The sequence below is a fragment of the Gemmiger formicilis genome (genome assembly GCF_016900095.1).
GTDB classification, from domain to species: Bacteria; Bacillota; Clostridia; order Oscillospirales; family Ruminococcaceae; genus Gemmiger; species Gemmiger formicilis_A.
In genome coordinates this window covers 66316-93132 of sequence record NZ_JACJJP010000008.1, presented here as the reverse complement: position 1 = coordinate 93132, position 26817 = coordinate 66316, and the positions used below count along the sequence as shown (strand labels likewise).

The 26817-nt window shown below is 56.6% G+C and carries 32 protein-coding genes and 1 pseudogene; 16 read left to right on the top strand and 17 right to left on the bottom strand.

The genetic code is table 11. From position 1 onward, the window contains the following. The first annotated feature begins 27 nt into the window (after window positions 1–27). From H6B15_RS05770 to H6B15_RS05745, 6 genes are all read left to right on the top strand, one after another. Window positions 28–1287 carry a hypothetical protein gene (locus tag H6B15_RS05770; RefSeq protein WP_204647008.1) on the top strand — a complete coding sequence of 420 codons (1260 nt, stop codon included), beginning with the start codon at window positions 28–30 and terminating at the stop codon, window positions 1285–1287. 161 nt (window positions 1288–1448) lie between these two features. After that, window positions 1449–2225, top strand: a complete 777-nt coding sequence (locus tag H6B15_RS05765) for an ATP-binding cassette domain-containing protein (RefSeq protein ID WP_204647006.1) — start codon at window positions 1449–1451, stop codon at window positions 2223–2225. Beyond that, window positions 2222–4633 (top strand): hypothetical protein, encoded by a 2412-nt coding sequence (locus H6B15_RS05760; protein WP_204647004.1) that lies wholly within the window; start codon window positions 2222–2224, stop codon window positions 4631–4633. Before H6B15_RS05765 ends, H6B15_RS05760 begins: the two co-directional genes overlap by 4 nt. Then, the gene (locus tag H6B15_RS05755) at window positions 4626–4943 is read left to right on the top strand and encodes a winged helix-turn-helix domain-containing protein (protein ID WP_204647002.1); all 318 of its coding nucleotides are present in this window, start codon (window positions 4626–4628) and stop codon (window positions 4941–4943) included. Before H6B15_RS05760 ends, H6B15_RS05755 begins: the two co-directional genes overlap by 8 nt. Before the next feature lie 158 nt (window positions 4944–5101). Further along, a complete protein-coding gene (locus H6B15_RS05750; RefSeq protein WP_204647001.1) occupies window positions 5102–5665 on the top strand; it encodes an RNA polymerase sigma factor in 564 nt (187 codons plus the stop codon). Between the two features lie 107 nt (window positions 5666–5772). Beyond that, window positions 5773–6468 carry a hypothetical protein gene (locus tag H6B15_RS05745; RefSeq protein ID WP_204647000.1) on the top strand — a complete coding sequence of 232 codons (696 nt, stop codon included), beginning with the start codon at window positions 5773–5775 and terminating at the stop codon, window positions 6466–6468. Between the two features lie 176 nt (window positions 6469–6644). Here the strand turns inward: H6B15_RS05745 and H6B15_RS05740 are convergent, their stop codons facing one another. Together H6B15_RS05740 and H6B15_RS05735 are read right to left on the bottom strand one after the other, a co-directional pair. Next, window positions 6645–7643 (bottom strand): RICIN domain-containing protein, encoded by a 999-nt coding sequence (locus tag H6B15_RS05740; protein WP_204646999.1) that lies wholly within the window; start codon window positions 7641–7643, stop codon window positions 6645–6647. A gap of 123 nt (window positions 7644–7766) precedes the next feature. Then, window positions 7767–8756, bottom strand: coding sequence for an N-acetylmuramoyl-L-alanine amidase (locus H6B15_RS05735; RefSeq protein ID WP_204646998.1), 990 nt, complete (start codon window positions 8754–8756; stop codon window positions 7767–7769). Between the two features lie 139 nt (window positions 8757–8895). On the opposite strand from H6B15_RS05735, the gene H6B15_RS05730 reads away from it, so the two are divergent. Further along, the gene (locus H6B15_RS05730; protein WP_204646997.1) at window positions 8896–9372 is read left to right on the top strand and encodes a phage holin family protein; all 477 of its coding nucleotides are present in this window, start codon (window positions 8896–8898) and stop codon (window positions 9370–9372) included. Here the strand turns inward: H6B15_RS05730 and H6B15_RS15475 are convergent. The 3 genes from H6B15_RS15475 to dinB form a co-directional block, all read right to left on the bottom strand. After that, on the bottom strand, window positions 9360–11336 hold the full coding sequence (locus tag H6B15_RS15475) for a M23 family metallopeptidase (protein WP_243424298.1): 1977 nt from the start codon (window positions 11334–11336) through the stop codon (window positions 9360–9362). The genes H6B15_RS05730 and H6B15_RS15475 overlap by 13 nt on opposite strands. Window positions 11337–11577: 241 nt before the next feature. Beyond that, on the bottom strand, window positions 11578–11844 hold the full coding sequence (locus H6B15_RS05720) for a hypothetical protein (RefSeq protein ID WP_204646996.1): 267 nt from the start codon (window positions 11842–11844) through the stop codon (window positions 11578–11580). Window positions 11845–11878: 34 nt separating this feature from the next. Continuing rightward, window positions 11879–13132 carry a DNA polymerase IV gene (gene dinB / locus H6B15_RS05715; RefSeq protein ID WP_204646995.1) on the bottom strand — a complete coding sequence of 418 codons (1254 nt, stop codon included), beginning with the start codon at window positions 13130–13132 and terminating at the stop codon, window positions 11879–11881. Between the two features lie 142 nt (window positions 13133–13274). Here dinB and H6B15_RS05710 point away from each other — a divergent pair, with 142 nt between their 5' ends. The 4 genes from H6B15_RS05710 (at window position 13275) to H6B15_RS05695 (ending at window position 15279) form a co-directional block, all read left to right on the top strand. Then, a complete protein-coding gene (locus tag H6B15_RS05710; RefSeq protein WP_204646991.1) occupies window positions 13275–13961 on the top strand; it encodes an XRE family transcriptional regulator in 687 nt (228 codons plus the stop codon). A 52-nt stretch (window positions 13962–14013) separates the two neighbouring features. After that, entirely contained in the window at window positions 14014–14622 is a 609-nt protein-coding gene (locus tag H6B15_RS05705; RefSeq protein WP_204646990.1) for an SOS response-associated peptidase, read from the top strand. A gap of 10 nt (window positions 14623–14632) precedes the next feature. Further along, on the top strand, window positions 14633–15007 hold the full coding sequence (locus H6B15_RS05700) for a hypothetical protein (protein WP_204646989.1): 375 nt from the start codon (window positions 14633–14635) through the stop codon (window positions 15005–15007). 65 nt (window positions 15008–15072) lie between these two features. Continuing rightward, window positions 15073–15279: a hypothetical protein gene (locus tag H6B15_RS05695; protein ID WP_204646987.1), complete on the top strand. Its 207-nt coding sequence runs from the start codon at window positions 15073–15075 to the stop codon at window positions 15277–15279. A 56-nt stretch (window positions 15280–15335) separates the two neighbouring features. Here H6B15_RS05695 and H6B15_RS05690 read toward each other — a convergent pair whose 3' ends face one another. Together H6B15_RS05690 and H6B15_RS05685 are read right to left on the bottom strand one after the other, a co-directional pair. Beyond that, window positions 15336–17672, bottom strand: a complete 2337-nt coding sequence (locus tag H6B15_RS05690) for a VirB4-like conjugal transfer ATPase, CD1110 family (RefSeq protein WP_204646985.1) — start codon at window positions 17670–17672, stop codon at window positions 15336–15338. Further along, window positions 17669–18106 carry a PrgI family mobile element protein gene (locus H6B15_RS05685; protein ID WP_204647040.1) on the bottom strand — a complete coding sequence of 146 codons (438 nt, stop codon included), beginning with the start codon at window positions 18104–18106 and terminating at the stop codon, window positions 17669–17671. The genes H6B15_RS05690 and H6B15_RS05685 overlap by 4 nt, the downstream gene beginning before the upstream one ends. Before the next feature lie 75 nt (window positions 18107–18181). On the opposite strand from H6B15_RS05685, the gene H6B15_RS05680 reads away from it, so the two are divergent. From H6B15_RS05680 to tnpA, 3 genes and pseudogenes are all read left to right on the top strand, one after another. After that, window positions 18182–18424 carry a type II toxin-antitoxin system Phd/YefM family antitoxin gene (locus H6B15_RS05680; RefSeq protein WP_204646982.1) on the top strand — a complete coding sequence of 81 codons (243 nt, stop codon included), beginning with the start codon at window positions 18182–18184 and terminating at the stop codon, window positions 18422–18424. Next, window positions 18421–18798 carry a type II toxin-antitoxin system death-on-curing family toxin gene (locus H6B15_RS05675; RefSeq protein WP_204646974.1) on the top strand — a complete coding sequence of 126 codons (378 nt, stop codon included), beginning with the start codon at window positions 18421–18423 and terminating at the stop codon, window positions 18796–18798. The genes H6B15_RS05680 and H6B15_RS05675 overlap by 4 nt, the downstream gene beginning before the upstream one ends. Window positions 18799–18975: 177 nt before the next feature. Beyond that, window positions 18976–19436: pseudogene (tnpA, locus tag H6B15_RS05670) on the top strand (IS200/IS605 family transposase). Window positions 19437–19608: 172 nt separating this feature from the next. On the opposite strand, the gene H6B15_RS05665 reads toward tnpA, so the two are convergent. The 10 genes from H6B15_RS05665 to H6B15_RS05620 form a co-directional block, all read right to left on the bottom strand. Beyond that, window positions 19609–19953 (bottom strand): type II toxin-antitoxin system RelE/ParE family toxin, encoded by a 345-nt coding sequence (locus tag H6B15_RS05665; RefSeq protein WP_204646966.1) that lies wholly within the window; start codon window positions 19951–19953, stop codon window positions 19609–19611. A gap of 3 nt (window positions 19954–19956) precedes the next feature. Then, the gene (locus H6B15_RS05660) at window positions 19957–20202 is read right to left on the bottom strand and encodes a type II toxin-antitoxin system prevent-host-death family antitoxin (protein ID WP_204646965.1); all 246 of its coding nucleotides are present in this window, start codon (window positions 20200–20202) and stop codon (window positions 19957–19959) included. Between the two features lie 519 nt (window positions 20203–20721). Continuing rightward, complete coding sequence (locus tag H6B15_RS05655; protein ID WP_207751494.1) at window positions 20722–21531, bottom strand: hypothetical protein; 810 nt, start codon at window positions 21529–21531, stop codon at window positions 20722–20724. Between the two features lie 66 nt (window positions 21532–21597). Next, window positions 21598–21942, bottom strand: coding sequence for a hypothetical protein (locus tag H6B15_RS05650; protein WP_430661827.1), 345 nt, complete (start codon window positions 21940–21942; stop codon window positions 21598–21600). Next, entirely contained in the window at window positions 21911–23776 is a 1866-nt protein-coding gene (locus tag H6B15_RS05645) for a VirD4-like conjugal transfer protein, CD1115 family (protein WP_243424296.1), read from the bottom strand. Before H6B15_RS05645 ends, H6B15_RS05650 begins: the two co-directional genes overlap by 32 nt. A 127-nt stretch (window positions 23777–23903) precedes the next feature. Next, entirely contained in the window at window positions 23904–24215 is a 312-nt protein-coding gene (locus H6B15_RS05640; protein WP_204646963.1) for a type II toxin-antitoxin system RelE/ParE family toxin, read from the bottom strand. Next, window positions 24202–24462: a type II toxin-antitoxin system Phd/YefM family antitoxin gene (locus H6B15_RS05635; RefSeq protein ID WP_204646962.1), complete on the bottom strand. Its 261-nt coding sequence runs from the start codon at window positions 24460–24462 to the stop codon at window positions 24202–24204. The genes H6B15_RS05640 and H6B15_RS05635 overlap by 14 nt, the downstream gene beginning before the upstream one ends. 85 nt (window positions 24463–24547) lie before the next feature. Further along, window positions 24548–24931, bottom strand: a complete 384-nt coding sequence (locus tag H6B15_RS05630) for a hypothetical protein (RefSeq protein WP_204647044.1) — start codon at window positions 24929–24931, stop codon at window positions 24548–24550. Window positions 24932–24984: 53 nt separating this feature from the next. Continuing rightward, window positions 24985–25791, bottom strand: coding sequence for a PcfB family protein (locus tag H6B15_RS05625; RefSeq protein ID WP_204646958.1), 807 nt, complete (start codon window positions 25789–25791; stop codon window positions 24985–24987). After that, entirely contained in the window at window positions 25788–26087 is a 300-nt protein-coding gene (locus tag H6B15_RS05620; RefSeq protein WP_204646956.1) for a DUF4314 domain-containing protein, read from the bottom strand. The genes H6B15_RS05625 and H6B15_RS05620 overlap by 4 nt, the downstream gene beginning before the upstream one ends. Before the next feature lie 63 nt (window positions 26088–26150). Between H6B15_RS05620 and H6B15_RS05615 the strand changes: the two genes are divergently transcribed. Next, window positions 26151–26534, top strand: a complete 384-nt coding sequence (locus H6B15_RS05615) for a type II toxin-antitoxin system RelE/ParE family toxin (RefSeq protein ID WP_243424295.1) — start codon at window positions 26151–26153, stop codon at window positions 26532–26534. Further along, complete coding sequence (locus H6B15_RS05610; protein ID WP_204646954.1) at window positions 26531–26806, top strand: helix-turn-helix domain-containing protein; 276 nt, start codon at window positions 26531–26533, stop codon at window positions 26804–26806. The genes H6B15_RS05615 and H6B15_RS05610 overlap by 4 nt, the downstream gene beginning before the upstream one ends. The last annotated feature ends 11 nt before the right edge of the window (window positions 26807–26817 follow it).

Here is a 26817-nt window from a genome sequence, read left to right as displayed (position 1 = left end):
CTATATTGCCTGTAAAAGGAGAATCGTATGAAAAAAACTATAGTTGGATTTTTGGTAACAATGTCATTTCTGATTTCTCTCAGCGGCTGCGGTGAGAGCTCAAAAATCGTAGCTGATAATTCGGAAAGTCTTTTATCTTCTTCGGAGGCGACTATGCCTACTGGGGAAGAAGAATCGATGGAAGTACCTCCCGTTGGCGGTGAGATTGTACAGGTGAATTCAGGCAACGAGGCCGGGTTTTATACAGTCGAAGATGTCAACGGATATAGTATTGTCACCTATATTGATTACGAAACTAAGACTCAGGTTCCTCTATGCAATCGTCCTGAATGTACGCATTCTGATTCATCCTGTACAGCATACGCACTGATTGACGGTGTTTCGATGCCGGTTTTTGCTGTTATTGGTGAACGCTTGTTTGTGGTACAAACTGAAGCGGGAGCTGATACGCTACCACGCATTATTGTGGCTGGACTAGATGGAAGCTCACCTGAGACCTTGATTGAATTGGATGCCAACACGTCGATTATGCCTCAACTTTATACAGACAGTTCGTATATATACGCTCTTGTCACCGTTTATTCTGGGTCATCTTCATATTTGGAACTTTACCGGTTTGATCTTCAAAATAATTCCTTTGAAAGTTTGTGCCGATTTCCGGAAGGTGCAGATGGGCAAATTGCCTCTGGCTTCGGCCAAACTCTAACCTTTTCTTTATTTATAAATGATGAAGAAACTGGTGACATGACAGATGTTGGCCAGGTATATCATACTGACACTAACGTTTTGGATGATCCTATTGCCTCACAGCTTGCCGGCTCGCAAGAAAACTTTGTTATATACAACCATACCCTTGTCACAGTTGATACGAGAGATGCCGCGACATGTACGATGACGTTTCAGGATTTAATCAGTGGAGAAAGCTCTACTTACCAAACAGCCAGTTTACTGGCAGAGAGTGGTATGGATTCTGCCCGAATCAACGTATATGATCTTTGGGACAACTGGTATAGAATCACATTAACCGAAGATGACGAGTTTGCTTCGTATAATGTAAACCCTTTTACCGGAGAATACTATCCTATGACCCTTTACTATGAAGGAAGCACAAATGTAGTGCTAATTCTGTCAGAAATGAACGACAAATTGCTCGTTCGAGCAAAATGGGATGAGACTAGAGAGGGTGATACTTTAGTAAATTTGGTACCAGTATACGCCTTGATTACTAAAGAAGACTACCTGCATTCTGTACCTAATTTTGAATATATCACAGGAATTGCAAGTTAAATCTCTTATGTACGAAAATGCCCAGCAATCACCCGCAAAAAAACAAAATGCGCAGAGGACAAGAGTAGATCTTATCTCTCTGTGCTTATCAATTTAATCAAAGCGGCACCATTCTACATGACTCAAAAAGATTCCTAAAATATCATACGAGGGAATTTTCTATGAACCCGTCCATACCTGTCCTATCGGTCAACGCACTCTATAAGCAATATGTCTCTGTCCCTAATTTGAGAAATCACAGACACCAGCTCAAATCCAAGCGTGCCCTCGCCGGCGTCTCCCTCACCCTCACTCCCGGCCTCTACGGCCTTCTTGGCCCGAACGGCGCGGGCAAGAGCACGCTGATCGGCATCATCACCGGCACGCTGGCGGCCGATTCGGGCGAGGTGCTCTGGTGCGGCAAGCCCGCGCGGGGCATCCGCTTCCGCCGCATCCTCGGGTATATGCCCCAGCAGCAGGGGCTCTACGACAGCTACACCGGCCGCCGGTTTCTCGCTTACATGGCCGCGCTCAAAGAATTGCCCCGCAAGGCCGTCCCGGCCGAGGTCGACCGGGTGGCTGCGGCGGTCAATCTCTCGGCCGAGCTGGACAAGCGCCTGTCCGCCTACTCCGGCGGCATGAAGCAGCGGCTGCTGCTGGCCTCGGCGCTGCTCGGCGATCCCAAGCTGCTGATCCTGGACGAACCCACCGCTGGTCTTGACCCCAAGGAGCGCGTGCGCCTGCGCACTCTGCTCGCCCAGATGGCCGCCGACCGCATCATCCTCGTCGCCACCCACGTCGTCAGCGACGTCGAGACCGTCGCCACCGAGGTGATTTTGCTGCGCGCCGGGCAGATCGTCGACGCCGCGCCGGTGCCAGACCTCATCGCCAAGTACGCCCCCGGCCATGGGCTCGAGGACGTGTACCTCGCGGTATTCGGGGAGGGGGACGGGAAATGAGCCTTCTCACCGCCGAACTGCGCAAGGTCTGGGGCAACCGGGTGTTCCCGATGATGCTGGCCGTGCTCGTGGCCGCCAACCTTCTATTACTCTGGATGGGCACCCGCCCCACCGCCAACCAGCCCCCCGCCGCGGCCTACCGCGCCGTGGGGGCTGATTTGTCTGCCCGGGGTTCGGACATGGCCGCCAAGGGCGACTTTCTGCACGGCAAACTCGACGAAACCGAGTCGCTGCTGCGCCTCGAAAACTACTACCGCGACCTCGCCTACGGCAACAGCGTGACCTTGCAGTATTACCGCGAGCAGAACGCCGACCTGTTTGACGCCTGGGAACAGACCTACCTCGACAAGACCTACACGCTGTACACCGACAGCCTGTCGCTGGACTACGCGCTGCTCTCCCAACTGGTCAGCGAGTACGACACGGTGGCCGGGTACGGCGACTTCCTCGACAGCGTGCAGACCAAGGCCGGGCAGCTGGCGGGCATCTCGATTTTCCAGAATGATGAGACCGGGTATGACTTAAAAAACATCGAGGTCACGGCCAACGTCTATGCGGGTCTGGGCGAGACGACCATTGACTACTACCCGCAAAAGGGGCTGTACACCGCGATTTCGTATGCCTTCACCGACCTGATTTTGCTGGCCTCAATGCTCGTGCTGGCGCTGCTGCTCGTTCGGCAGGAGCGGGACAGCGGTTTGCTGTCGCTTGTGCGTTCACTGCCCGGCGGACGGCTGCAAACGGCGCTGGCCAAGCTCGGCGCGTTTGCCTTGTCGCTGTTGGCTGTGCTCGCACTTTTGTACGGCGTCAACCTCGCCTACTGCGCCGCGACGTTCGGCCTTGGCCCGCTGACCCGCACGATCCAGAGCGTGCCCGCCCTCATGCGCTGCACGATGCAGATCACGGTTGGGCAGTATCTGTTCCGGTTTCTGCTGGCCAAGTGGGTCGGGGCGTTCGTCATGGGGCTGTGGGTCATGCTGGCGGCGCTGGTTGCCCGGCGCGCGGCTGCCGGATGGGCTGCCGCCCTGGCCGGGCCGCTCGTGATGTTCGGCATCCGGGCAATCATCCCGGCCACCAGCCGGCTGAATGTGATTAAATACGCCAATTTAGCCAGCCTGCTGCAAACCAACGAACTGCTGGGCAACTACCGCAACCTCTATTGGTTCGGCTCGCCCATCGGCCTGCCGCTCGTCGAGTGGACGGCGGCGGTCGTCTACGGCGGGGCGCTGGGGTTTGGCTTCTGCTGGGTGTTTGCGCGCGCGCAACTGCTGTCTGCGTCAAAGCGCGGGTTCCTGCTGGGGCTGCGACACAAGACGCGCGCGACTACGATTTATAAGGAAGAGTCGCGCAAGCTGCTGTTGCTCAACGGGGCGGCGTTGGTGCTGGCGGCGCTCGTCGGGTTTGGCATTTATCAGGGCGTGACCGCCGAGAGCTACATCGGCCCGGATGAGATTTACTACGCCTACTACATGAAACATATCTCCGGGCCGTTCACGCAGGAAAGTTACGACTGGCTTGAGCAGCAGGGCGAGGAGTTTGCCCCGATGCTCGAAGTGCAGCGGAAGGTGGCGGCCGGGGAACTGTCCAGCGACGCAATGTTGGCGTTCAGCTCGCTGCAACAAAAGTACAGCGTCTACAGCCGGGTCATCAACCAGAACATCAATTACTATCTGAAGGAGCGCCCCGGCGCGTGGCTGGTCTACGAGAGCGGGTATAAAGAGCTGTTCGGCTTCACCGGCCAGGCCGACGTGCAGGACGCGCTGTTGGCCGGGCTGGCCTGCGCGCTGTGCTTTGCGGGGCTGTTCTCGATGGAGCGGCGCGGCGGCATGGAGACGATCCTCTGCACAACGCCGCTCGGCCGCAAGCGCACGGTGCGGGCCAAGCTTGCGGCCAGCGCGGGCGTGGCTGTGGCAATCGCGGCGGCATCCTGCCTGCCCCATCTGATCCAGGTGCTGCGGGACTACGGCCTGCCCGTTATCTTCGCCCCGGCGATGAGCATTTCAGAGTTTGAGAGCCTGCCCGCATTTGTGACGTTGTCGGATGTGCTGCTGTTCTGGTTCCTCTGCCGGGCGGCTGCCTGCCTGTGCATGGGCGCGGTCACGCTCACACTGGGCCGGGCCTTCGGCAACCTGCTGCCCGCCTTGTTTGTCAGCGCGGTGGGGTACTGCCTGCCGGCGCTGCTCAGCCTGTCGGGCATGGAGGGCGGCATCGAGTGGCTCGGTTTCTGGCCGCTGTTCCACGCGGCGGCGCTGTTGACGACGCAAGGGTATGGCGGTGAGGAGGGGCTTCCCTACAGCTATGGCTGGATCGCGCTGCTTCTGCTGGCGGTGGCGCTCGTGACGGCCGCGTTTTTGTCCGGGTGGCTGCGGGATGCTTATGAGATGAAGGGGATGGATTGGAATGCCTGACACAGATACGATCCAATACGGCCCGCTCCTGGTGTCCGGTACCACGGGACAGGTGCGCCGCCAGGGCCTCCCGATCCATCTGACACCCATCGAATACAGGCTGTTATGCTACCTGCTTCGCAATCAGGGGCGAATCTTGTCAAGGAACGAACTTCTGTCGGCGGTATGGCATTTTCCGCCCGGCACAGCCACGAGAACTTTGGATATTCACATCGCCTCTCTGCGTAAGAAACTGGGGCTGCAACAAGCCATTAAGACGGTGAATAAGAAGGGATATCTGCTGTACCCGGAAAGCGAAAGAACGGTATAACATTGTTCTTTCGGCTCTGCCATGGCGCAATTGTATGGATTGGTTATGCCAGTCAGCAAATGTCGATTGGTCTTTTGCATTGATCAATAATTTTCCCTTTTGAGTGCTTTACAAACCTGCAGTGTTTTTCTCTTTACCCCAAGGGGTAGTAGAGAAAAATGCCTGCAGAGATTTACAAACAAATTCTTGCTTATCAAGATGGTGATGCCAACGCTGCCTTAGAGCTTGTTGAAAAGTTCAAACCGCTCATCAAGCGATATGCGTTTTTCCTGCACAGGGAAGACAGCTTTGAGGACTTACAATGCTTTTTGCTCTCGATGCTGAAAACATGGGACATGAGCCGCTTATCTTCAACGGATGATGTAACCGTCATTCGTTACATAGCCAATTCGGTGAAAAACGAATATATAGTGCTATCAAAGCAAAAGGCAAAAGAACGGGGCACTTCTTACCTGGAAGATGCAACGCTTCCACAAGCCATTGAGTATGCGCAGAAGACAAGTACATGTGACCAATACGACCAATTGACGCTTCAAGATTTGCATAAGGTTTTGAATGAATACGAGTTTGCTATCATTTATGCCATCTATTTTGAACAGCAATCTGTTGCCGAAGTAGCACGGCAAAAGCACAAAACCCGGCAAGCCATCAACCAAACCAAAATCAAAGCGCTTCAAAAAATCAAAGAGGCTTGGGGCAAAGACAAAAACACTGCACTATAACAGTTAAGATCAGCACAAATCCGCCACATGGTTGACGTGATCAGCCGGAACCGATATGATTTTTATAGGATTATTATTGCAATATCTAGACAAAGGAGGATTTTCCCATGAAACGCAAAATCGGCAGCGTTCTGCTGTCCTGTGCGATGGGCGCTGCGCTGCTCAGCGGGTGTACCATCACAATCTCACCGGCATCGCCGGGAACATCGTCCGACACTGCAGTGCAGTCCGAGCCGGAAACGGAGGAAACTCCTTCTTCCGGCGATCCAGCCACGCCTGTACAAACCACTTCCCCGCAGGTGACGCAATCGACAGAGGTACCGGCCGAATCGTCAGTCATCTCTTCAGCGGACGGTACTTCCAGTGATGAAAAAATACCTTCTTCTGCATCCAGTTCAGAAAAGAGGAACGAAAATTCAGCCGAATCAACAGCAGCCTCATCAAATAATGAAACATCGGAATCGGATGATGACTTTGTCTATTATGAATCGCTGGAAGATTTCCCAGAGTTGAATCTTTCTATCGATGAAACGGGAAATAGCCTGTGTAAGGATGGCGTTGGTTGGTTCGCTGCTCCCGGTTTATGGCAAATATCAGGAGAAATGGTTTCGGATGGACGCATTATTGGCATCAAGATTTTATATGAAGGAAACCCAGAAGATTTCACTTGGCAATTCTTTGACTCTACGGATCTAAGCATCACCTTTCCGCAGTGTTACGAAATTGATTTGTCGAACAAGGAAATCGAACGAATTGATCATCGGACAATTTATTTTGCTGGCGGCGATACTCTCTCATTCTGACAACCATTACTTTTTCTCCTAATCAATATCTTTCTCTCCACCGTTTTCTGTTGCTTTCAGCGGACAACATACAACCCCCGCGATACGTAATATTCCTACATATCGCGAGGGCTTGTGCTTATATGTTTTATTGTGGCGTGTGGAAGATTAAGCGAGGCTAGATTTATTACGTACAGTTATTTGGGGATTCTAGCCCTGTTGATCCCAAGAGTAACCCCACTGTCATGCATAGCAGTCCAGATTGGAACCTTGCGACCATTATACGAGTTTTTATCACCGTTATACGGATCAAGAACCCAAATGCCACAAGTGGCCCACGTGCTCCCCGTGCTGCCGTCCAGTTTGTAGGGAACAAACCAATGTTCTTTACCTCCAGACCCGACTGCGTGGCAGGCAATCGGAATACCGCTTCGGACTTTTGCCCGGATTCGTTCAATAGTGTCGGCCTCGCTAATCGCCCTATAATCTTCGGTAGGTGTCATATCGAAACCACCGGGACCGGTCCAGTTGTAGGAGGCGATGGGGTCGCCGTTCTTCCAGTACTCTGTATAATCTGTACCGAGTCGGAAATCCGAAATGGAATAAGTGGTGTTGTGAAGCTTAGAAGCAATATCAACCCCACAACAAAGGGCACACCCGGTTGCTTGAACGAACGTGGAGTTGCCGATATATTTCTGGTTGATATTCACCGGCATAGAAATCTCATGCGCGGTGCCAGTGCCGCCGCCCGTTTTCTTGATCAGCTTCCACTTCTGGAGAGAACTGCCGTTCGAAGCGTTCCAGGTCACCAAGCCGCCGCTGGCCGCTTTGCTGGCGGTCAGATAAAGGTTGTTGTCCGCGTTGTTGCGATAATTCTGAATTTGATAGATGTTGTTGCTCGCGTCAATTGTGCGGAAGTTGATCTTGGAATCCTCGAGGTTGTCTGCCCAGGTGTGGATATCGCAATTGCCGGTGGAAAGGTAAATGTTCAGCGCATACCGGTCGTCCAGTGTGCTCTTGATCCGGGCAAAACCGTTGCCGACATCCACGCGCCAGAGCTGATCGCCGATATCTTCTTTCTTGTAGAGGAAGACGTCGCGGTTCTGCGAGACCTGACTGTCACCGCGCACGCTCAGTGCAACCCCGGTGTTGTCTACCGGACAAATCCAATAGGTGCCACCGTTTTCATAAGCCATTTTTCATTTCTCCTTTTTAATTTAGATTTGCGCTTCGTCAAGCGCTTTGTTGAACGTTCATAGAGTAAAGAGTCAGAACGTTGCGTTTTGTAAACAGTCAAAATAAAAAAATCAAAAATTTTTTTAGAACCCGTTGATCATGTTGGCCCGGTCGACCAGTTCCTGCAGCTTGCCGGACAGGTACGGTCCCGGGCAGGCGGTGGCGGCGTACATGCTGTGCCAGGTCAGGTTCTGCCCCTTGATGAGCTTGCCCAGCCCGTTGCGGCGGGCAATATCCGCCACCAGGGTGACGAGCGTTGCAAAGGTCGTGTCCGAAACCGGCCACTGCGGCGCGCCGCCGCTGTTGGAAGTCTCAATCGTCACAGCACGGCAGTTTGCCTCCCAGTTGCCATTCGTCCAAGCCACGTCGCTTTCATGCACATACTGGCCGATCTCGGTCTCCGAGACGCCATAGTGCGAGGAACCTTCCCGCCCCACACGCTGCCAAAGCGCGCCCAGGGAATCAATGGTCATTACGCCGGCGCAATGGTGGATGGTAATTTCCGAGATCACACCACCCTGTGCCGTGCGGTTCTTGGTGTAATTGCCCTCGTATGCGGGAATGAACCGGGTAACCAGGTCGGAATCCGGCACGGTCGAGACATCCCCCTCGTCGCCGCCATCGCCGCCGGTGCCGGGTTCGAGGATCGTGAACATCTGCTCTTCGCCGCCAGTGTAAGGCTGCCACTTTAGCGAAGTTCCCACCGCCGTCAAATAAAGTGAGCGATCCCGCAGCATAAAGTAGTAGGTATTTGCCTTGCCGTCAGCCGGGATGGTGGTGATGACCGTATCGGTGTCCTCCGCCGTGTTCAGGTGCCAGACAATGCAGTTGGCGTTGCTTACATTGTAGTTCAGCGCATACCAGCCCTCGCCGCGCTGCAGCACGATCCGCACATTCCCACTGCCGCCGTAGTTTTCCAGCGCCCAACGCTGGTCAGGGTTGTCCGTCCGCGCGAACAAGTTGACCGTCTCGCCATTCTTGACGGTGCCGTCCTCATGGTTGCCCAGGATATTCACATACTTCCGGGTCTGCACGTTTTGCAGTTCATAGTAGTGGTTGAATTCGTAAGCCATTTGTCATTTCTCCTTTATGTTTTTTTGAGCGGCCGCTCAAAAGATAAAGAGAGCAAAGACGGAAAAATGTAAAGCAGTTTACATTTGACGCCGTTTGCTCTCTTTATTTTTTGAAACACATCAACGAAGGAGAAAAACTATGCAGACTGATACAATGGAAAAACTGGCGAGCGTCGGGGCGCTCGGGCTGTGGGCCGCCCTGCACGGCTGGCTGGGGTGGCTGGCGGTTTTGTATGCGATTTGTATGTTACTGGATTGCGCGACGGGTACCGCACTGGCCATCAAGGAGAAGGCGTGGAACTCCAGCAAGGCGCGGCAGGGGCTGTGGCACAAGGGCGGCAGCACGATTATGATCTGTGTGAGCGTTCTGACCGACATCTTTTTGGGCCTGGTAATCAACCATGTGCCCGGCCTGCAGCTGCCATTCGACTACGATATGCTGCTGACGCCCATTGTCCTGACCTGGTACATCGCCACGGAGCTGGGCAGCATTCTGGAAAACGCCGCCGAGATGGGCGCGCCCGTGCCGCCAGTTTTGCGGGAGGTGCTGGAGAAGGTACATAGGGCATCCGGCAAAGAGGACTCGGACACAAACACTGCTCATCAGGACGAATGAACCTCAAAATGCAGATGCGGTCCCGTAGCGCGGCCGGTCTGGCCGACGTAGGCGATGACCTCGCCGGCTTTGACCTGCTGGCCTGTCGTGACGCAGATGCTCGAGCAATGCGCATACAGCGTGGTCAGCCCGCCGCCGTGGTCGATTTTGACGTAGTAGCCGTAGCTGCCGCCCCAACTGTCAAGGGCGTTGGCGATGGTCACGGTGCCGTCGGCGGCGGCCAGGATCGGGGTGCCCTCGGGCACAGCGATGTCGGTGCCGCTGTGGTAGCTGGTTTCGCCGGTGATCGGGTCGGTACGGTAGCCCTGCGGCGAGGTGATCGTGCCCGCCACCGGCAGCGGCCATTGCAGGGCACCATCGGCCAGTGTGGTATCGGAACCAGGCGCCAAGATCTCGCCGCCCAGCTCGCCCATGGCAAAGCCGCCGAGCAGATCGGCCCAGAGCGGGGCTGCGTCCTCGGCACTGAGCAGGGTCAGGTACTCGTTCTGGCGGGGGTTGAAGCGATATTCCTCGCGCATTTCCTCGGCGGTTTTGTGGTGTAAAGTTAGAATAAGGACGGTCTCGGTCACCGTGGTGGTGGCGGGGCCGTCCTCATTTTCATCTGAATTATCTGTGCTCGGATCGTCTGCGCCAGAGGTAGTAGAAGCGGGCGTTCCCTCTCCGCCGCTGCGTTCCGATGCCGAGGCTGTGCGGGTGCCGAAATCTTCTCCCGTCGTAGCTGCCGTGGCGTCGGCTGTTGTGTCGGTGGCCGGGGTAGTCTCTACCTCGTGGGTCTGTGTCTCGACTTCCCAGGTGATTTCGTTCATGTCCCACATGATCTGCCGCAGCCGCTCCAGGTTGGCCTCGTCCAGATACGCCACCGGTGCGCCGTTCTCGGCTCCGCTGGTGCGGGCAGCGAAAACTGCCAGGACATCCTGCCAGGCGATGGCATAACTGCCGTCATTGGAGGTGATCGCAAGGCGGTCGTGGGGGTGGTCGTTCTCGATCTCTTCCAGCCGGTCCTGGTATTCGCCGTTGAGTTGGGTGATGGCGTCGGCCAGGCTCATGCCGTCCCCGGCGGGTTCTGCGGCAAAGAAGATGCCGAATCCCGAGCCGATCACCAGCGCAATCATGCAGACGATCATAACGACCAGCACCGCGCAGGCTCCGCCCGCCGCGATGGCCAACACCAGTGTATGGGTGGCAGCCCACAGAGTTTTGAGCCCCGCCATGACGGCATCCGCCGTCTTTTTCGCCGCCGAGCCGGCCGCCTGTGCGGCCTGCTTGGCACGTTGCACAGTTTTGGCGGCTCGGGTTTGTGCAAGTAGGGCTTTGGATGATTTCTTACCGGCGGCAGATACTGTTTTGGGCAGTGGTGCTTGCTGCGGCTGTGCTTTTCGCCGTGTGGTTACCTGGAACCGCGCCAGCGAATCATGCCGCAGACGGCTCTGGTGGAGATTGTCGGCTTCCGCCTGGCGCACTTGATTTCCGTCTATCTGCGTTGGGAATGCTGTGAATCGTCTCCGCGCCGGCTGACTCTGCCTGTTCCGCCTTTTATAATAAGGTGAAGCGGCAGTGTTCCGGGAATCCGGATTGCCCGGCACATCTGTCGGCGGCCGAGTCCCTATGTCCATTGTCCGCTCCGCTGTTTTTTCCGACCTCCGCTTTTGGGCGACCTGCTGCGCCAGCTTTTTTCCGCTGCGCAGCGCGGTACCGACAGCCGTTTCTGTTGCGGAAGCAACCGCATCCACGGCGCGTTCTTCTTGAGCCGCTGCTTCCTGATACTGCCCATCCCGGTGTTCCTCCGCGACAAGCCGCCGGGTGCCTTCGCGGGTGCGCAGCCAGACGGCGCGCATCGCGGTGCGCGGCAGGCGGGCTTTGTCTGCCGTGTGGACAGGCTTGCCTGCCGGTTTCTGTTTGGGTTCTACCATATCATCAATCGCCTCCTTCACAAATTGGTGATAAATTGTTTGAAGTTTCTTCAAACAGACTTCAAATGGTTGTCAAAATTATCCTGTATCTTATAGTCATAGACAAAACGGTACCGAAATCTCGATACCGTTCCCACCGCTTAAGGCCATGCCAGGGCAATCGCCCGGCCGATCGCGGACAACAAATAAGGCTTCGTGCCATCATATAGATGCAAAACGCCGCGAGGCAGGTTCCCGAATCACCCGATTCACACCTGCACCCGCGGCATTTGCTTTATATAAAGGCTGCATTATATCACGCTTTGGCCACCAGCTTGGCCTCCACAAACCATCGTCCCTTTTCCATCCAGAGGTTCGTTTCCTGGCCGTGGATCACACAGGCATACCGATCCCCCACACCGCCCACCTCGGCGGCGCGGCGGCTGACATCCTTGATCTTGTCGATCTCGTACACCTGCTCCGGGCCAAAGCGGATCGCCAGCGGCCGCAGGTGGCCGTCCGGCTCGAAGCGGACATCCACTTCCACATACCGCTTTTCGCGTCCAATGATCTTGCGTGACATTGCGCTGCGCCTCCTTGCCGCTCATCAAAATTTCTTATCCCGCGTTAAAGAACCCCACCGGATGCACCGTGTGGTCATCCTTGGGGTTGATCGCCCCCAGCCCGCGGTCGGTGTAGATCCGCGCCCGCTGGACGCTGGTGTACCCGTACCGTTCGCGCACGCCGTCCACCGCCTTGTCCAGCCGCTCCAGCTTTTCTCTCTTTTCTGCATTGCAGAAGAAACCCAGCTGCACCGGCGTATCGGCGGGCACCAGCGAGGCTCCGCGCACACCGACGCCACGCAGCGGTTTGCCCCAGCGGTAGTTGCTTTTGAACAGGTCAAAGGCAACCTGCGCGATCTCCAGACTGCTGCTCGTGGGCGTTTCGATCTTGCGCTGGCGGACAAAGCCGTTCAGGTCGCTGTCCCGGACGCTGACCTCCACCACGGTGCATTTCATGTTCAGTTCCCGCATCCGCATGGCAACGCTCTCGGCCATGACCAACAGCATAAGCCAGACATCCTCGTTGTTGACGAGGTCCCGCGGCGTGGTGCCGCTGTTGCCCACGCTCTTGACCGCTGCCACATGGTCCTGCTTCGCCACCGGCGAGGCGTCCAGCCCGCGGGCGAAGGCCGACAGCGAGTACCCCACCTTGCCGAACCAGCCATGCAGAGTCTCCGGGTTGGTCTGCGCCAGCTGGCCAATCGTGCGGATGCCATAATAATTGAGCTTGTGCTGGGTGGCGTGACCCACATAGAGCAGGTCCTGCACCGGCAGCGGGTAGACGATCTCCTTGTAATTATCCGCCTCAATGCGGGTGATGGCGTCCGGCTTTTTGTAGTCGCTGCCCAATTTTGCGGTGACTTTATTGTCGGAAACGCCGATGCTCACCGTGATTCCCAGCTCCCGTTTGACCCTCTCGCTGATCTCCCGCGCAATGGTCATGGCGCTGCCGAACAAGCCCACACTGCCGCTCACATCCGCCCAGCTTTCATCCAGGCCAAACGCCTCGACCTGGTCGGTGTAGTCCTGCAAAATCTCCCGCATATAGCCGCTGTACCGCATATACTCGCGGTAGTGCGGCGGCACGATGATGAGGTCGCGGCAGCACCGCTGCGCCTCCCAGATGGCCATGCCGGTCTTGACCCCCATCCGCTTGGCCGGGTAGCTGGCGGTCAGCACGATGCCGTGCCGGTCCTCCTTCGAGCCGCAGACGGCGATCCGTTTGCCACGTAAGGTGGGGTTTTCCTGCATTTCAACCGAAGAATAGAAGCTGTTGGCATCGACATGGAGTATGTGTCGGCCTGACATACGACAACCCCCTTCAGCCTTATTATAATTGCTTGTTTCTTCACTTTCAAGGCTTTATGTTTGAAAATCCATGTAATTGTATGCTTGACTTGCGGTCCCGGCTATGCTATGATAAGGACATAGAAGTATAGGGAGGCGCGCTATGAGCTGGAATGAACGCATCAAGGCGGCGCGGGAGGCGCAGAAACTGACCCGCGAGCAGACCGTGCACAAAATGCGGGAGTATCTGCCTGCGGGCAAGACGGCCGTTGCCCGTACCCTCATCGCCTGGGAACAGGGCGACAGCGAACCCAAAGTGACCCAGGCCATCGCGCTGGCACGGGCGCTGGGCTATCACGAAGTTTCCGAATTGTTCAGCCAGGTGGACGGCCCGCAGCTCAACCGGCTGGGGATGGACCGGCTGGAGGAATACCGCCGGCTGCTGCTGCAATCGGACGAATTCAGGGAACTGCCCGCCGTACATCGTCTGCGCACGCTGCCGGTCTATTTGCAGCCTGCCTCCGCTGGCACCGGCCAGTGGCTGGACGACGATCTGGCCGAGGAGATGGAGGTGGACGATGCCGTCCCGGCCAGGGCCGAATTCGGCGTCCGCTTGGCGGGCGACAGTATGTCGCCGCGGTTTGCGGACGGGCAGATCGTCTGGGCGCGCAAGGCCGAGCAGGCCGAGAATGGCGAGATCGTTCTGTGTGTGTTGAACGAGCAAGGCTACTGCAAAAAGCTGAAATATGATGCAGACGGCGTGTATCTGGTCTCACTCAATCCGGCTTATTCCCCCATCCCGGTGCGGGAAAGCGACGAGTTCCGCATTGCGGGGGTCGTGGTGGGGTAAGCTATTGCATATAAGTTGCCGATGCTGTTCCTTATAGAAGGGGGCGAACGCCATGTGTGGCCGTTACCAGTTTTCTTCCAAAGAAAGCCGCGAGATGCAAAAGATCATCCGCGACGCCGAGCGCCGCAGCCGCGGGCAGTTCCCGGGCGAACTGAATTTCCCGATGGCCGGCGATGTGGCCCCCACCCAGGTCGCACCGGTACTGATCGCCAGCGGCGACAAGGTCGTGGCCGAGTTCCAGCGTTGGGGCATCCCCGGCTGGCGCGGCGGGCTGATGATCAACGCCCGCGCCGAGACCGTTTGTGAAAAGCCAATGTTCCGCCGCAGCATGGCAGCCCAGCGGTGCGTCATCCCGGCCAGCGGGTATTACGAATGGGACGCGGGCAAGCACAAGTATTTCTTCCAGGTGCCGGGCAAACCGATCTACCTGGCGGGAATCTACGACAATGTGGACGGCACCAACTGCTATGTGGTGCTGACCACCGCGCCCAATGCCTCGGTCGAAGGCATCCACGACCGTATGCCGCTGATTCTGTCCCATGACCAGGTACGCCCCTGGCTGACCGACCCGCAGGCGGCACTGACGCTGCTGACCATCGTGCCGCCGGTGCTGGAACGAAGCTGCGAGGATGGGCAGATGAGCTTTGCCGACTTGGCGTAAGGAGGGGACCATGTATACCGATCAACAGAAGCGCGAGATCGAGCGAGTTCTGACTGTGTTCAACCCGTTTATTGACCAGGCAGATTATCTTGAGATCGTCTGGTCGAATAAACGGCAGTGCTATGTGTCGCTCTTTATTGATACCACACGCGACTGCTTTGATGGTGCCGATGAGATCCACTCTGCCGAAGAGATCTGCGACAAGTGTTATACTGAGATCGGCAACGACATCCTTCTTGAAAACGACCGCGAGTATGAACTTTGGCAGATGCATAAGCTGGAGCGAGACGAGTTTTTGCGCCGCGTTCAGCCGTATGATGCACAGTTGCCGGAGTATCACTACCTGATTGAGCAGTTGTTGTCGCCACCGGCACAGGCGAAATAGAGCGCTGGCGGTGTTGCATCTGGCTTTCGGAACAAATGCGATACGAAACAAAAGGTGTGTTTTCGATGAACCTGATGATCAGTTCGCTGGAATATGATTTTCACTCGCTCGTCAAGGTGGCCGAGATGGCGGGTCTGGCCGGCGTGGTGAGCTTTCACCAGGCCGGGGACGATTACTTCGTAACCTTCCCGGATGTGGCGGATGCGCCTAAAATGGCTGCCGATTTCCGTGCCCGGCTGCGGGGGCTGGAAAACAACATCTGGAACTTTTGATATGTGCTTTTATGGAGGACCGGGCGGCCCTCTGTTTTTATTTGTCCGCCGCATCGTCAGTTCAGCATCTCACCCGGCCGGGTGCTCATCAGACGATAGAGGTCGGTATTTTGCGGGAAGGCATTGGTGAACGGTACGAGCTGGCCGCCGCAACGGATCAGGCCGCAGCCGGCGGGGACATCGGTGATGTAGCCGAGCTGGGTATCCGAGATATGCAGCAGCTTGGCCAGTTCCTCCCGGTCGGTGGCGCTCTGGTTGAGCAGGATCAGGAACTCGCTGTTCGCCAGCATCAGACGAGCCGTGTCGGAGCGCAGCAGCTCATCCACATTTTGGGTCAACCCGGTGATCAAACCATTGTACTTGCGGATGCGCTTCCACAGCTTGTAGAAAAAGTTGGCGCTGTACTCATACCGAAAAAGGATGTAAAACTCATCCGCCACGATCCAGGTGCGCTTGCCGCGCTTCTGGTTCTGGATGACCCGGTTGTAGATGGCATCCAGCGTCACCAGCATCCCCAGCGGCATGAGCTGCTCGCCCAGTTCCCGGATGTCGTAGTCGATGATGCGGGCCTGGGTATCGACGTTGGTGTACTTGGCAAAGGTGTTGAGCGTGCCCGTGATAAACAGCTCACTGGCCAGCGCCAGCCCCTGGGCCTCCGGTTCCGGCTGCAGCTTGAGCAGGCGGTAAAAGTCGCGCAGCGTCGGCGGCGTGCCCCGGTAGCCGTTGCGAATGTATGGCTGGTAAACCAATTCGGTGCATCTTCCCAAAATGGACTTCTCCTTGGCCGTCACCTGCCCGCCGCCGACCAACTGCTCATACAGCGACAGCACAAACTCGCTTTTGGCGACAATGGGGTTGCGCTCGTCGCCGTAGCTGCGATCCATGTCGAGCGCATTGATGTGGGTGTCGGAGGTGGCCGAGATCTGGATGACCTCGCCGCCCAGCGCACGGGTCAGGTGGCCAAACTCGCTTTCGGGGTCAAGGATGAGAATGTCATCCTCGGTTGCCAGCGCAATCTGCACGAGTTCTTCCTTGGCACTCATCGACTTGCCGGAGCCCGACACGCCCAGACGGAAGCTGTTGCCGTTCAGCAGTTTCGTGCGGTCGGCCACGATCATATTCTTGCTTACGGCGTTCTGACCGTAGTAGATACCGCCGGGCTGCAAGATCTCCTGGGCGCGGAACGGGATCAGCACGGCGGTGCTCTCGGTGGTCAGCGTGCGCAGCGCCTGGATGCGGCGCAGGCCGTAGGGCAGCACGGTGTCCAGGCCGTCCTTCTGCTGCCAGCGCAAGGTGGAAAGCTGGCACAGGTGCTTGCGCCCCACCGATTGCAGCGTCTCAGTGTCGCTGTCGAGCTGCTGCTGGCTGTCGGCCATGTGGACGAGCGTCACCAGCCCGAACATCATGCGCTGATCGCGGGTGGTCAGGTCGTCCAGCATCTCCTTGGTTTCCTTGCGCTGGAGCTCCATGTCGTAAGGAATCGTGGCCGACCAGTTGTTGGCGGCGTTCTGTTTGCGCTGCCAGTTGGCAATGTTCGTTTCCACCCCCAGCAGCGTGTTCTGCATCTGGCGGGCGGCTTCGTCGGTGGGTACCGGCAGGATATCGATGGACAGCATCATGCTGCGGTCGAGGTCGCACAGTTCCGAGAGGAAGCTGTCCTTGATATAGCTGGCATAATCCTGCAGATACAACACCCGCCCGAAGCGGGCGTCGATTTGGAAGTGGTCGGCGGCGAACTCCATGCTGTCGGGGCAGAGCCAGTCCTTGAAGCTGTGGCCGCGCTTCGCGTGCTGGCGCAGGTCGAAATCGAAGGCAGGCGGCTGACCGGCCTTGAAGAAATCCCGCAGCAGCCGCAGCCGGTCGGGCGTGGACAACTCCGCCGCCACCGAGCTGAGCTTGGCCAGATGGGTGACCAGGTCGGTGCCGACGCGGGCAAAGTAGGTGCGGGCCTCGTCGATGCTGCGCTTGACGATGCTGACGGTCAGGTAGCGCTCGCGCACCATGCTGTTGCTGGTGCCGGTGACCTGGGCGCGCAGCATCTCGTTGAATTCCTCGCGGTAGTGGTCGAGGGCGTCGCCGTGCAGCGGCAGCAGCACCGACCGTTCGAAATCCTCCTTGTCGATGCGGCGGTTGTGGATCGTGATTTTGGCCGATGCGCCGGAGTCCAGCGCATTGAGCAGGGCGCAGTAGTCAAGGAACATCGCCATTTTGTCATCCTTGTCCGCGATGGCGTAGTTGATGTCGGTGAAGGACCAGCTTTTGGAATACTGGTTACCCACCTGGAAGATGCCGTCCGGCCAGATGCGGCGGATCGGGATGGCGTCCTGGACCGAGCGCGGGACCTTGAACTTCACGCGCTCCTGGCGCCTGGCGGCTGCCAGCGTCTTGGTCAATGGCGGGCCTCCGGGGTCTTGGTCATTTCATTTTTATTCATACGTTTCCTCCGTTTCGATTTCGTTTTCTTCAGGTTGGTAGCACGCTTGCGCTTGCAGCCCTCGGCAATGGCCGGCTGTACGGCCTGGTAGTACAGGCAGTCCGACTTGAATACCAATCGTTTGGGCATAAGAATTTCGGACTTGATCCATGCCCACAGCAGCTGCTCGGCCGTCATGCCGTGGTAGGAAAAGAAACCGCAGGCGGCAAACGGCGCAGCGCCAAGGATGCACATCCAGCCCACCTGCTCCGCACCAACGATGGGCCGCAGGCAAAAATAGAGGCCCACCGCCGCGCCAAGCGCCAGCAGTGAGCAGACGAATTGCCGGGCGTTCAGCCCGAAAAAGATGTTCTCGTGATAATTGCGGATTTCTTTGGGGATTTTGATTTCGATGGGAACCATCTCCTTTTTATAGGTTGTATTTCTCCTACTTCTCGTGTATACTGGTAGCAGAAGGAGGTGCCTGACATGGTCATCAATACAGACAATCTGGTGTCCATCACCGAAGCCAACCAGAACTTCTCCCGTGTGGCAAGGCTGGTGGATGAGAACGGCGCTGCCGTCATTCTCAAAAACAACACACCGCGCTATGTCCTGATCGAGTTCAGCCAACTGGAAAGCGAACAGCAGGCTTCCGATGAGGATGTCTTGGCGATTTCCAGACGCCTCATGGCTAAGAATAAGGAAGCCTATGAGGTGCTGGCCAAATGAAGCGGCTGACAAAACGGCAGGTTCTGCTGCTTCATGAGCAGCTGCTGCAGGAGTTCGGCGGAACGCCCGGTGTCCGTGACGAGGGACTGCTGGACTCGGCGTTGGCTGCCCCGTTTCAGACGTTCGACGGGCAAAGCCTCTACCCTTCTGTGCAGGCCAAGGCGGCACAGCTTGGGTTCGGGCTGGTTGGCAACCATCCCTTTGTGGATGGCAACAAGCGGATCGGTACCCATGTCATGCTGGTCTTTCTTGCGCTGAATGGCATCGACCTTTCCTACACGCAGCAGGAACTCATCGACATTATCTTTGCAGTCGCGGCAAGCCAGGCGAGCGCCGCCGAACTTTTGCAGTGGATCATCCAACACCAGAAATGAAACCTGGAGCTTGTTTTGGCAGGCTCCAGGTTTTTATTTTGTATAATGAAAACCACTCGCTAGGCGAGTGGTTCCAAAGAAGACTATAGTCGATACTGCAGAAAGAAAAACTCCCTTTGCTATAATGGAAGTGCGGTCTGCCAACTGCACAAGCCAAGCAAAGGGAGGTCATTCGGAGTGAACGACGTAAATAGTTTATCGCACACAAGCTGGAATTGCAAATATCACATAGTATTTGCGCCGAAATATCGGCGCAAAGTGTTTTATGGGCAGAAGCGTAGAGAAGTGGGAGAAATCCTGCGAACACTGTGTAACTGGAAGAAAGTGAAAATTATAGAAGCAGAAGTATGCCCAGACCACATACACATGCTCGTAGAGATACCTCCCAAATACTCGGTATCCAGTTTCATGGGATACCTGAAAGGGAAGAGCAGCCTGATGATATACGAGAAGTACCCGGAATTAAAGTATAAATATCGTAACCGGGAATTCTGGTGCAGAGGGTACTATGTGGACACAGCAGGCAAAAATGCAAAGAAAATAGAGGAATACATACGTCGCCAGCTGGAAGAAGACAAGGCTGGAGAGCAGTTAACGATGGGAAACATCTAAAAAGCCCGTTTACGGGCGGCAAGTAACAGTCCTTCGCGGCTGGCAGACCGTACCAACGCGACGTGACGCGTGCGCTAGTATTCCAGGGTTTTACCCGTCTATGAAAAACCCCCGGCTTTGCCGGGGGATATTTATTATAGTCTCACAATTGGGTCTTTCAATAGAAAAGGGGCAACCGTTTACGGCTGCCCCAGTGGTTTATTCTGTATCTTCTTCTGGTTCCTCTGGCCGGAACGAGCTTCCCAGCAAGATGCGGATCGTATCTCGGCGACCATATAGCACCCGCACCACCTGCACAGTGGTGTGTGTACCAATATAGAACGCCACATAGTTGCCGCTGGTCACATAGCGATACCCTGTGTCTGCTCCATTATACTGCAGGGGCGCCCCAGATAAGGGAAATTGTTCCAGCTGGCGGATCGCTTTCAGCACACGCTCAACCGTGCGGCGTGCGGCCACAGGATTGGCCAGCTCTGTTTCAATATACTGACGGATATTCAGCAAGTCCTGCTGTGCCAACGGGGAGATTTGTACCTTTGCCATACTTCACCCCAACAGCATTTTTTCCACATCGTCCAGTGCGAGCCAGCCTTCTTCCTGCCCGGAGCGCACGCCGCGGGCCAGTTCGGTCAGCAGTTTGACCATTGCCTGACTTTTCTCGTACTCCTGAATATCCACCACCGCATAGCGACCGCGGCCATTTTTGGTCAGGAATACCGGCTCCCCGGCCGCGACATCCCGCAGGACCTCATTGTAATTGCGCAGATCGGAGATTGGCTTGATATTCGGCATGGAAAACACCGTCCTTTCTGCTTTAAGTATAGCGGATTATTGCGTAAAATTCAACGATGAATTTTACAGCAGTCGGTTCACATTTTCACCCTCCTATATCGTTGCGGCGTCCTTATGATCACTGCCTGCCAATCTTATCTGCTTATTCGCCATTCGTTGGTGCTATGCAGAAACCATCGATAAAACGCTCAGGCAATTCGGCACACAGCGTATGCCGAATTGAACCTGGTTGCCGTATATTCTCCGGATGATGCGTGGTAGCCATCTGTGCCATCCGGTTCAACTGTTGACGAATTGTCAGAGGTTGGTTCCGCACCGAAGAAGTTTCTTGCCTCTGAACGCAACTTGCCATTCCGCACAATATACTCACATTATAATCGATGAGATGAGGATTGCAGACCAAACCGGATACTTGGCCGAATATTTTTCGGATGATTGGCCGACTTTCAACCGGATGATTGGCTAATTTTGCCCCGGATGATTGGCGCTCGCTTGTTCTGATGCCGTGCGGCGGCCGCCTTACAGCCCCATAATCTCCTTCACGATTCGGTCGCATCCCTTCACGGCTCCCACCAGCACCAGCAGATTGAACGCCAGCGAGCCCACATAGGACCACACCGCCGTGATGGCGCTGGCGTTGGGGTCAACGGTGGGTGCGCCGGTGGCAAGGGCAGAAAAGATGATGCAGGCCAGGGCGATGGCCACGCCCTGTAAGCACACTCCCGCATAGCTGCGCAGAAAGTTCTTGCCCACGCTGCTGGTGGGTTCGCCGGCAAAAGCCGACAGCGGGATCGGTGCGATGGCGGCGTACATCCAAAGGGAAAACATCCGGCCATAGACGGTCAGCACCATGACAAAGGACAGCACCGTGATGAGCAGACTGCCTATAAGAGTTACAGCCCACAGTGGGATGCTCTCCCAAAAGCCGCAGGCGTTGATCGTGTCGATGAGTTCCTGCGGCAGCGTGGTGCCGCCAATGCCGCTCGCCCCCGATGCGCCAATGACCTGGGAGACCATCCCCTGCACAATGTCGAACACCGCCAGCATGAGGTCGAGGCCATAGTCCACGGCTGCTTTGGCAAGGGCAAACCTCACAAACAGCTTGAGCGCCTGCTCCGGGCGGCGAACCTCGGCAAAGCTGCCGCAGGTCTTGACGACGCCAGCGGCGAAAAACAGCACCAGCAGCCCGTATCCAATGGCTTGTAAAGCGCCATAGATGCCGGTCATGACGTTCCAGACCGCGCCGCCGTTGTAGCTGACCGGGCTGACGGTCAGCAGCTGCCAGATCTCGGCCAGCTTATCGTTCCAGGTGTTCAAGGCATTCGTCAAGTTATCGACGATCCAGCTATTGTCCGTATCGCATCACCTCCTTCTGGCAGCCGATCGCCGCGGCCTTCACGCGCCTGTCCCGATGATTAGGTCGAGGATTTCCTTTGCGAAGGTGATAATTATACCGCCCGCCAGCGTCAAAAAGCCCTGGCTGCGCTGGCTCGGGTCGTGGCTTTGCAGCGAGAGGCCCACCTGCACAATGCCCCAGCCGAGCAAGATGAGGCCAACGGCCCGGATGATGCTGAAAATAAAGGTGTTCAGGTTGTCGATGACGGCCAGTGGGTCGCCAGCCGCCAGGGCGGGCGTTGCCAGGCAGCAGGCCAGAGCGGCAACGGCGTACAGCGCAAAGCCACGGCGCAGGCGGTGGGTGGTGGGCCGGTTATTCAGCCGGTTTCTGTTTTTCCGATACATGGGATTCATAGGCAGATCTCCTTTTGGTTTTACTTTGTATGGTTCGGAATTGCGGTTGGGGCGGCTTAGGCTGCGGCAAAAAATCATCCATATCCAGCAGTTCCCAATCGGCAGCCTCGCCGGGCAGGTCGTCCGCCGCCTGGTCGGCTGCGGTGTAGTCGTAGGGCGGCGCGCAGCCATCCTCGGTGAAGCGGATGCAGGGGTGGTGCAGCAGGTCATACTTGTCGTCGATGACCGGCCTCTCCCCGCGCACGAACAGCACGGATTTGCCGTCCGGCAGCAGGCGCACTTCATCCGGCGTCAACAGGTCGCGGGCGACCTGCTGCTCGCTGGTGCTGTAGCTGCCGCTGCGGCCCCGGCTGCGGCTGTGGCTGGTTGTGTCCACGGTCTCCTTGCCAATCAGTTCGGAGACGTACTTGTGCGTGCTCTGCTCGTTGCCTCCGAGATAGAGAAACTCGTCGCACAGGCCGATCAGCGATTCCCAGCTGTCCTTGTATAGAGCTTTGAGTTGCGAGATGTTCTGCACGATGATCGAGCAGAAAATGCCGCGGGAACGCATGGTTGCCAAGGCAGACAGGAAACTGTCCTTGGGCAGCGAAATGTTCGGGAACTCGTCCATCAGGCAATGGACCGGCACCGGCAGCCGCCCCTTGTGGACGCGGTCAGCCTGGCGGTAGAGCGTCTGAATGAGTTGGGTATAGACCATGCCAACGAGATAGTTGAGGCTCTTGTCCGAATCCGGGATGCAGCAGAACAACGCCACTTTTTTCTCCCCCAGCTCGTCCAGGTGCAGCTCGTCCGTCATCGTCAGCCGGTTGATCTGCGGCAGGTTGAAGGCCGCCAGCCGCACGCCGACGCTCACCAAAATCGACTTTGCGGTTTTGCCCGCGGCTTGCTTGAAGACGCGGTATTGCTTGACGGCAATGCTGTCGGGTTCCCGTTCCTCGAGCCGTTCGAACAGCACGTCCAGCGGCGACTGGTAGCTTTCATCTTCCTCCCGTACCTCGGCGCTTTCAAGCATCTCCATGACCATGCCGAAGTTCTGCTCGCTTGGCGGGGCTTCGTGCAGCAGGTAGAGCATGAGGGCTTGCAGCAGGGCGGTCTCGGAGCGTTCCCAAAATGGATCATTGGTTTGCGCATGGGACGGCGTGGTGTTTTGGATCAGGTTGGTGATGAGTTGGAGCACGTCTTTATCGTCCTGCACATAGACAAACGGGTTGTAACAGAAGGAGGCGTTGGGGTCAATGAGGTCGAACACCCGCACCTCGTAGCCCTGCTTCAGCAAATATCTTCCGGTCTTGCGCAGAATTTCTCCCTTTGGATCTGTAATGACCAGCGAACAGCCTTTCCCGCCCGGTCCAGCTCTGGCGGCTTCCAGCACGTTTGGCACGGCATAGGTGCGGGTCTTACCCGCACCGGAACCGCCCACGACCAGAATGTTGGTGTTGTGTTTGTGCTTGTAGCCGTCCACCCCGATGCGAAAATGTCGGGTCAGCAGCAGGTTGGGGCCAGTCTTGTCCTGATACTTTCTATTCAAGGAAAAGACATTACCCCAGCGTGCGGAACCGTGTTCCTCGCCGGGGCGGGTGTTCTTCTGGTCGGATGTAACGACAATGGCGATGACTGCATAGAGGACAGTGCCGAGCAGCAGAAAGCGTGGTGTTTGAGGTGTGCAATAGACCGGCAGCGGTTGTGCAAACAGATCGTTGACGGCCGCCAGCATTCCGGCCAGCCCCGCGGCGGCATCCCACCGTATCGCCAGCCCGGCCGATGCCCACCAGACAAACGGCAGCGGCAGCAGCCAGACCCACCAGGGGGTTGGCAGTTTAGACAAGCAACCTCCCAAGGGAAATCAGTTTGTATCCGTAAATAGGGCAAACACCTTCTTCCTGAAAATAAAATAGCGTCCCCATGTTTGGAGACGCAGTAAACCAATTTGATTTATTTGGTGAGGCAGAGATTTATTCCAGCAGCCAACGTACATAGTCCACGCTGCCGTGTACGATCAGGGAGACATAGACCACGTCCCCCTGTATCTGATAAAAGCAGAGATATTCCCCGGCAATCAGCATACGGTATCCAGCTTTTGCCAGCCGCTCGCTCCGGGGCTCGACCCCCAGCAGCGGGAAATCTTCCAGGTGCCGCAGGGCTTTCAAAATTTTATCCGTGATCTTTTTGGCAGACTGCGGCCCCACTTTGGCCTTGTGAATCATGGCAATGTCCCGCAACTGCAACCGCGCTTCTGTCAGGAGGACGACCTTAGCTTTCGGCATAGATTTCCTCCAGTTCCTTCTCCACCTCGTCCAGAGAATACACCGGCGCACCCGCCAGACGGTTCCGCTCTGCTTCCAGCAGCTTTTCCAGCAGTGTCAGCTCGGCCTCGCGGCGCTCATACAGCTCCTGCGAGAGAAAGACCATCTCGCCCTCGCCGTTGCGGGTGATGTAGATGGGCTGTTCTTTGGCCAGTTTTGCCATTGCGTCATAATCGTTGCGCAGTGCAGAAGAGGATTTGATCAGCATACGTCTCGCCGCCTTTCTGTGATTTATCTTGCCTTTATTATACACATATTATGCAGCGGTTGCAAGTGGCGGAGGTTGCCGCTACTCAGCCAAACGGCCACACCGGCGGTTTGGCCTTGATAAGTTTCACCAGCGCCGCATCCGCCGCATCGGTGTAACCGCCGCCGGCGATGCGTTCGTTTCGATAATGGTTAAGGGCATTGCGGGCCAGGCGAAACTCTCCATCATCCAGCGGCAGTTTGCCGGGGCGGGTCTCGTGCAGCTTCGTGATAAGCGCAGCCAGGTTCCCGTAGGGCAATCCCGCTTCCCGGTTGGCGCAGAAATCCGCGTACAGTGCCCGCATTAAAACGGTTCGATTGTTGCGGTCCATTTTCATGATGCGGATGGGATGCTGGCGCATGATTTCCTCCAGTCTGCCGGGAGGGGCCCGGCCGTTGTATTTTACTCTTTTCATTTTCAACATTACCATAACGCCCCCCTAAAAGCTATCTTCCAATTGAAAACAAACAGAAAACTTCCGGCTCACCGCGCCTGGCCACTGCGGTGAATGCGGATCGGCGCTTTGGGGCGTGGAGTGACAGATTCCCGTTGGCGCAGCATGGCTTTGATCGACCGCAGTTCATCCCGCACGCTGGGGCGCTCACCCCTGGCCCGCACCTCGCCGGCGTGTAGGGTGGGAGAAGTATTGGGCGATCTGCTTTTGCTGACAGCGGATGGCGCTAAGGGCTTCTCGGACTGAGGGGCGTTCGTTCGGGGCGAGCGGGTAGGCAGTGGGATCTCCGGCTCCGCAGACGACGGGGCCGGTTGGGTAAAACCCAGGTCATAGTCGGCGTCATCCAGCTCGAACGGGCTGGGGCTATCGGCAGTTTGGGTTGCCGGATGGTCAGGTTCCGCTTCCTTCTGCCTCGGCATATTCTGTTCGGGTGTGACCTCCGACATGATATCGGCCTCGCCGGTTTCCACCACATCCAACTGCATCCGGTCGATGACCCGCTCCACTTTGGCGGAATCGTCCGCCCAGATGGCGATCTCGATATGGTCCGGGTCGTTGCGGTCGCGCATCGGCACGAACAGCAGGCCGTGGCGCTTGGCTTCCTGCGCAAACTCCCTCATCCGGTCGGCAGAGACCGAGAAAAACTTCAGCGGTTTGCCCTCCCGCAGCAGCCTTGTCAGGTTGGTCTTGCCGCGGGTTTTCTTCTGGTCTCGCAGCACCGCGGCGGCAAAGATGGCAAAATTTTTGGCGGCGGTGCCTGAGATTCGCAGCGCAAACTCGGTGCCCTCCAGCGTGTAGCGGACGACCTGGTCGGCCGGGTCAGACCCCAAGTTCATCTGGCTTCTCCTTTGCTGTGGCGATTGTGTGCCGGAATCTCCCGATGCCGGGGCCGTTCCAGCACCTCAAAGTTATCCACACCAGGAATCAGCGACAGGCTGCGGCCGTTGTCCCACTGCATAAGCAGCTGGCCCGCATCATCCACAGCCAGGACGGTGCCGCAGCTGCCCACAGGTACTGGGTTGGGGTCGTTCGGCATCTCGAGCAATCGGATGCGAGTGCCGGGCGGATAGCTGCGCCGGGCATATTCGCGGCGGTAGGCCCAGCGGTCGATTGGATTGGAATTGTTTGTCATTGACATCCCTCCTGTTGACGTTTGATAGCATTTGTGCTATCATATCTGTAGAAAGTGTGAGAGTTGGCGGCGCTCATGTATCAAGTTGAGTTTTACGAAAAAGCAAACGGCGAATCGGACGTCTGGGATTTCCTTGAGGAGCTGCGCACAAAAGCGCAACGGAGCAAAGATGCCCGCATACAGTATAAACAGGTGAGCTTTTACATCCAGCTGCTACAGGAAAATGGCACGCTTTTGCCGGAAACCGTCACCAAACATCTCGTAGAGGATATCTGGGAGCTGCGCCCCGGCAACAACCGTGTGTTCTATTTCTGCTATGAACAGGGCACGTTTGTCCTGCTTCACCATTTCCGAAAGAAATCGCAAAAGACACCGCTCCGGGAAATTGAGCGGGCCAAAGCGGAGCGCGATGATTACCGAGCCAGGAAGGAGGGCCAGAAGAAATGAAAACCTGGAACGATTACAAAGACTATGTCAAGGCGACCGATTCCGAAGCCAAGCAAGATTTGGAAGAGATAGAGGCGCTTTCGCAGATTGTCAGCGCAATGGTTGCGCAGCGTCACACGCTGGGGTTGAGCCAGCGCGATCTGGCGGAAATCTGCGGGTTGCCGCAGTCCTCTGTGGCACGGATCGAATCGTTTAAGACAACGCCCAACCTGGACACGCTGCTCAAAATTATGAACGCGTTGAAATTAAAAATCACCATCACCCCAGCCTGACCGGGCCACGC

What these genes read in the sequence shown, in the direction of transcription:
- H6B15_RS05770 (WP_204647008.1), top strand. Translation starts at nt 28, where the DNA reads ATGAAAAAAACTATAGTTGGATTTTTGGTAACAATGTCATTTCTGATT.
- H6B15_RS05765 (WP_204647006.1), top strand. Translation starts at nt 1,449, where the DNA reads ATGAACCCGTCCATACCTGTCCTATCGGTCAACGCACTCTATAAGCAA.
- H6B15_RS05760 (WP_204647004.1), top strand. Translation starts at nt 2,222, where the DNA reads ATGAGCCTTCTCACCGCCGAACTGCGCAAGGTCTGGGGCAACCGGGTG.
- H6B15_RS05755 (WP_204647002.1), top strand. Translation starts at nt 4,626, where the DNA reads ATGCCTGACACAGATACGATCCAATACGGCCCGCTCCTGGTGTCCGGT.
- H6B15_RS05750 (WP_204647001.1), top strand. Translation starts at nt 5,102, where the DNA reads ATGCCTGCAGAGATTTACAAACAAATTCTTGCTTATCAAGATGGTGAT.
- H6B15_RS05745 (WP_204647000.1), top strand. Translation starts at nt 5,773, where the DNA reads ATGAAACGCAAAATCGGCAGCGTTCTGCTGTCCTGTGCGATGGGCGCT.
- H6B15_RS05740 (WP_204646999.1), bottom strand. Translation starts at nt 7,643, where the DNA reads ATGGCTTATGAAAACGGTGGCACCTATTGGATTTGTCCGGTAGACAAC.
- H6B15_RS05735 (WP_204646998.1), bottom strand. Translation starts at nt 8,756, where the DNA reads ATGGCTTACGAATTCAACCACTACTATGAACTGCAAAACGTGCAGACC.
- H6B15_RS05730 (WP_204646997.1), top strand. Translation starts at nt 8,896, where the DNA reads ATGCAGACTGATACAATGGAAAAACTGGCGAGCGTCGGGGCGCTCGGG.
- H6B15_RS05720 (WP_204646996.1), bottom strand. Translation starts at nt 11,844, where the DNA reads ATGTCACGCAAGATCATTGGACGCGAAAAGCGGTATGTGGAAGTGGAT.
- dinB (WP_204646995.1), bottom strand. Translation starts at nt 13,132, where the DNA reads ATGTCAGGCCGACACATACTCCATGTCGATGCCAACAGCTTCTATTCT.
- H6B15_RS05710 (WP_204646991.1), top strand. Translation starts at nt 13,275, where the DNA reads ATGAGCTGGAATGAACGCATCAAGGCGGCGCGGGAGGCGCAGAAACTG.
- H6B15_RS05705 (WP_204646990.1), top strand. Translation starts at nt 14,014, where the DNA reads ATGTGTGGCCGTTACCAGTTTTCTTCCAAAGAAAGCCGCGAGATGCAA.
- H6B15_RS05700 (WP_204646989.1), top strand. Translation starts at nt 14,633, where the DNA reads ATGTATACCGATCAACAGAAGCGCGAGATCGAGCGAGTTCTGACTGTG.
- H6B15_RS05695 (WP_204646987.1), top strand. Translation starts at nt 15,073, where the DNA reads ATGAACCTGATGATCAGTTCGCTGGAATATGATTTTCACTCGCTCGTC.
- H6B15_RS05680 (WP_204646982.1), top strand. Translation starts at nt 18,182, where the DNA reads ATGGTCATCAATACAGACAATCTGGTGTCCATCACCGAAGCCAACCAG.
- H6B15_RS05675 (WP_204646974.1), top strand. Translation starts at nt 18,421, where the DNA reads ATGAAGCGGCTGACAAAACGGCAGGTTCTGCTGCTTCATGAGCAGCTG.
- H6B15_RS05665 (WP_204646966.1), bottom strand. Translation starts at nt 19,953, where the DNA reads ATGGCAAAGGTACAAATCTCCCCGTTGGCACAGCAGGACTTGCTGAAT.
- H6B15_RS05660 (WP_204646965.1), bottom strand. Translation starts at nt 20,202, where the DNA reads ATGCCGAATATCAAGCCAATCTCCGATCTGCGCAATTACAATGAGGTC.
- H6B15_RS05650 (WP_430661827.1), bottom strand. Translation starts at nt 21,942, where the DNA reads ATGTATCGGAAAAACAGAAACCGGCTGAATAACCGGCCCACCACCCAC.
- H6B15_RS05640 (WP_204646963.1), bottom strand. Translation starts at nt 24,215, where the DNA reads ATGCCGAAAGCTAAGGTCGTCCTCCTGACAGAAGCGCGGTTGCAGTTG.
- H6B15_RS05635 (WP_204646962.1), bottom strand. Translation starts at nt 24,462, where the DNA reads ATGCTGATCAAATCCTCTTCTGCACTGCGCAACGATTATGACGCAATG.
- H6B15_RS05630 (WP_204647044.1), bottom strand. Translation starts at nt 24,931, where the DNA reads ATGGTAATGTTGAAAATGAAAAGAGTAAAATACAACGGCCGGGCCCCT.
- H6B15_RS05625 (WP_204646958.1), bottom strand. Translation starts at nt 25,791, where the DNA reads ATGAACTTGGGGTCTGACCCGGCCGACCAGGTCGTCCGCTACACGCTG.
- H6B15_RS05620 (WP_204646956.1), bottom strand. Translation starts at nt 26,087, where the DNA reads ATGACAAACAATTCCAATCCAATCGACCGCTGGGCCTACCGCCGCGAA.
- H6B15_RS05610 (WP_204646954.1), top strand. Translation starts at nt 26,531, where the DNA reads ATGAAAACCTGGAACGATTACAAAGACTATGTCAAGGCGACCGATTCC.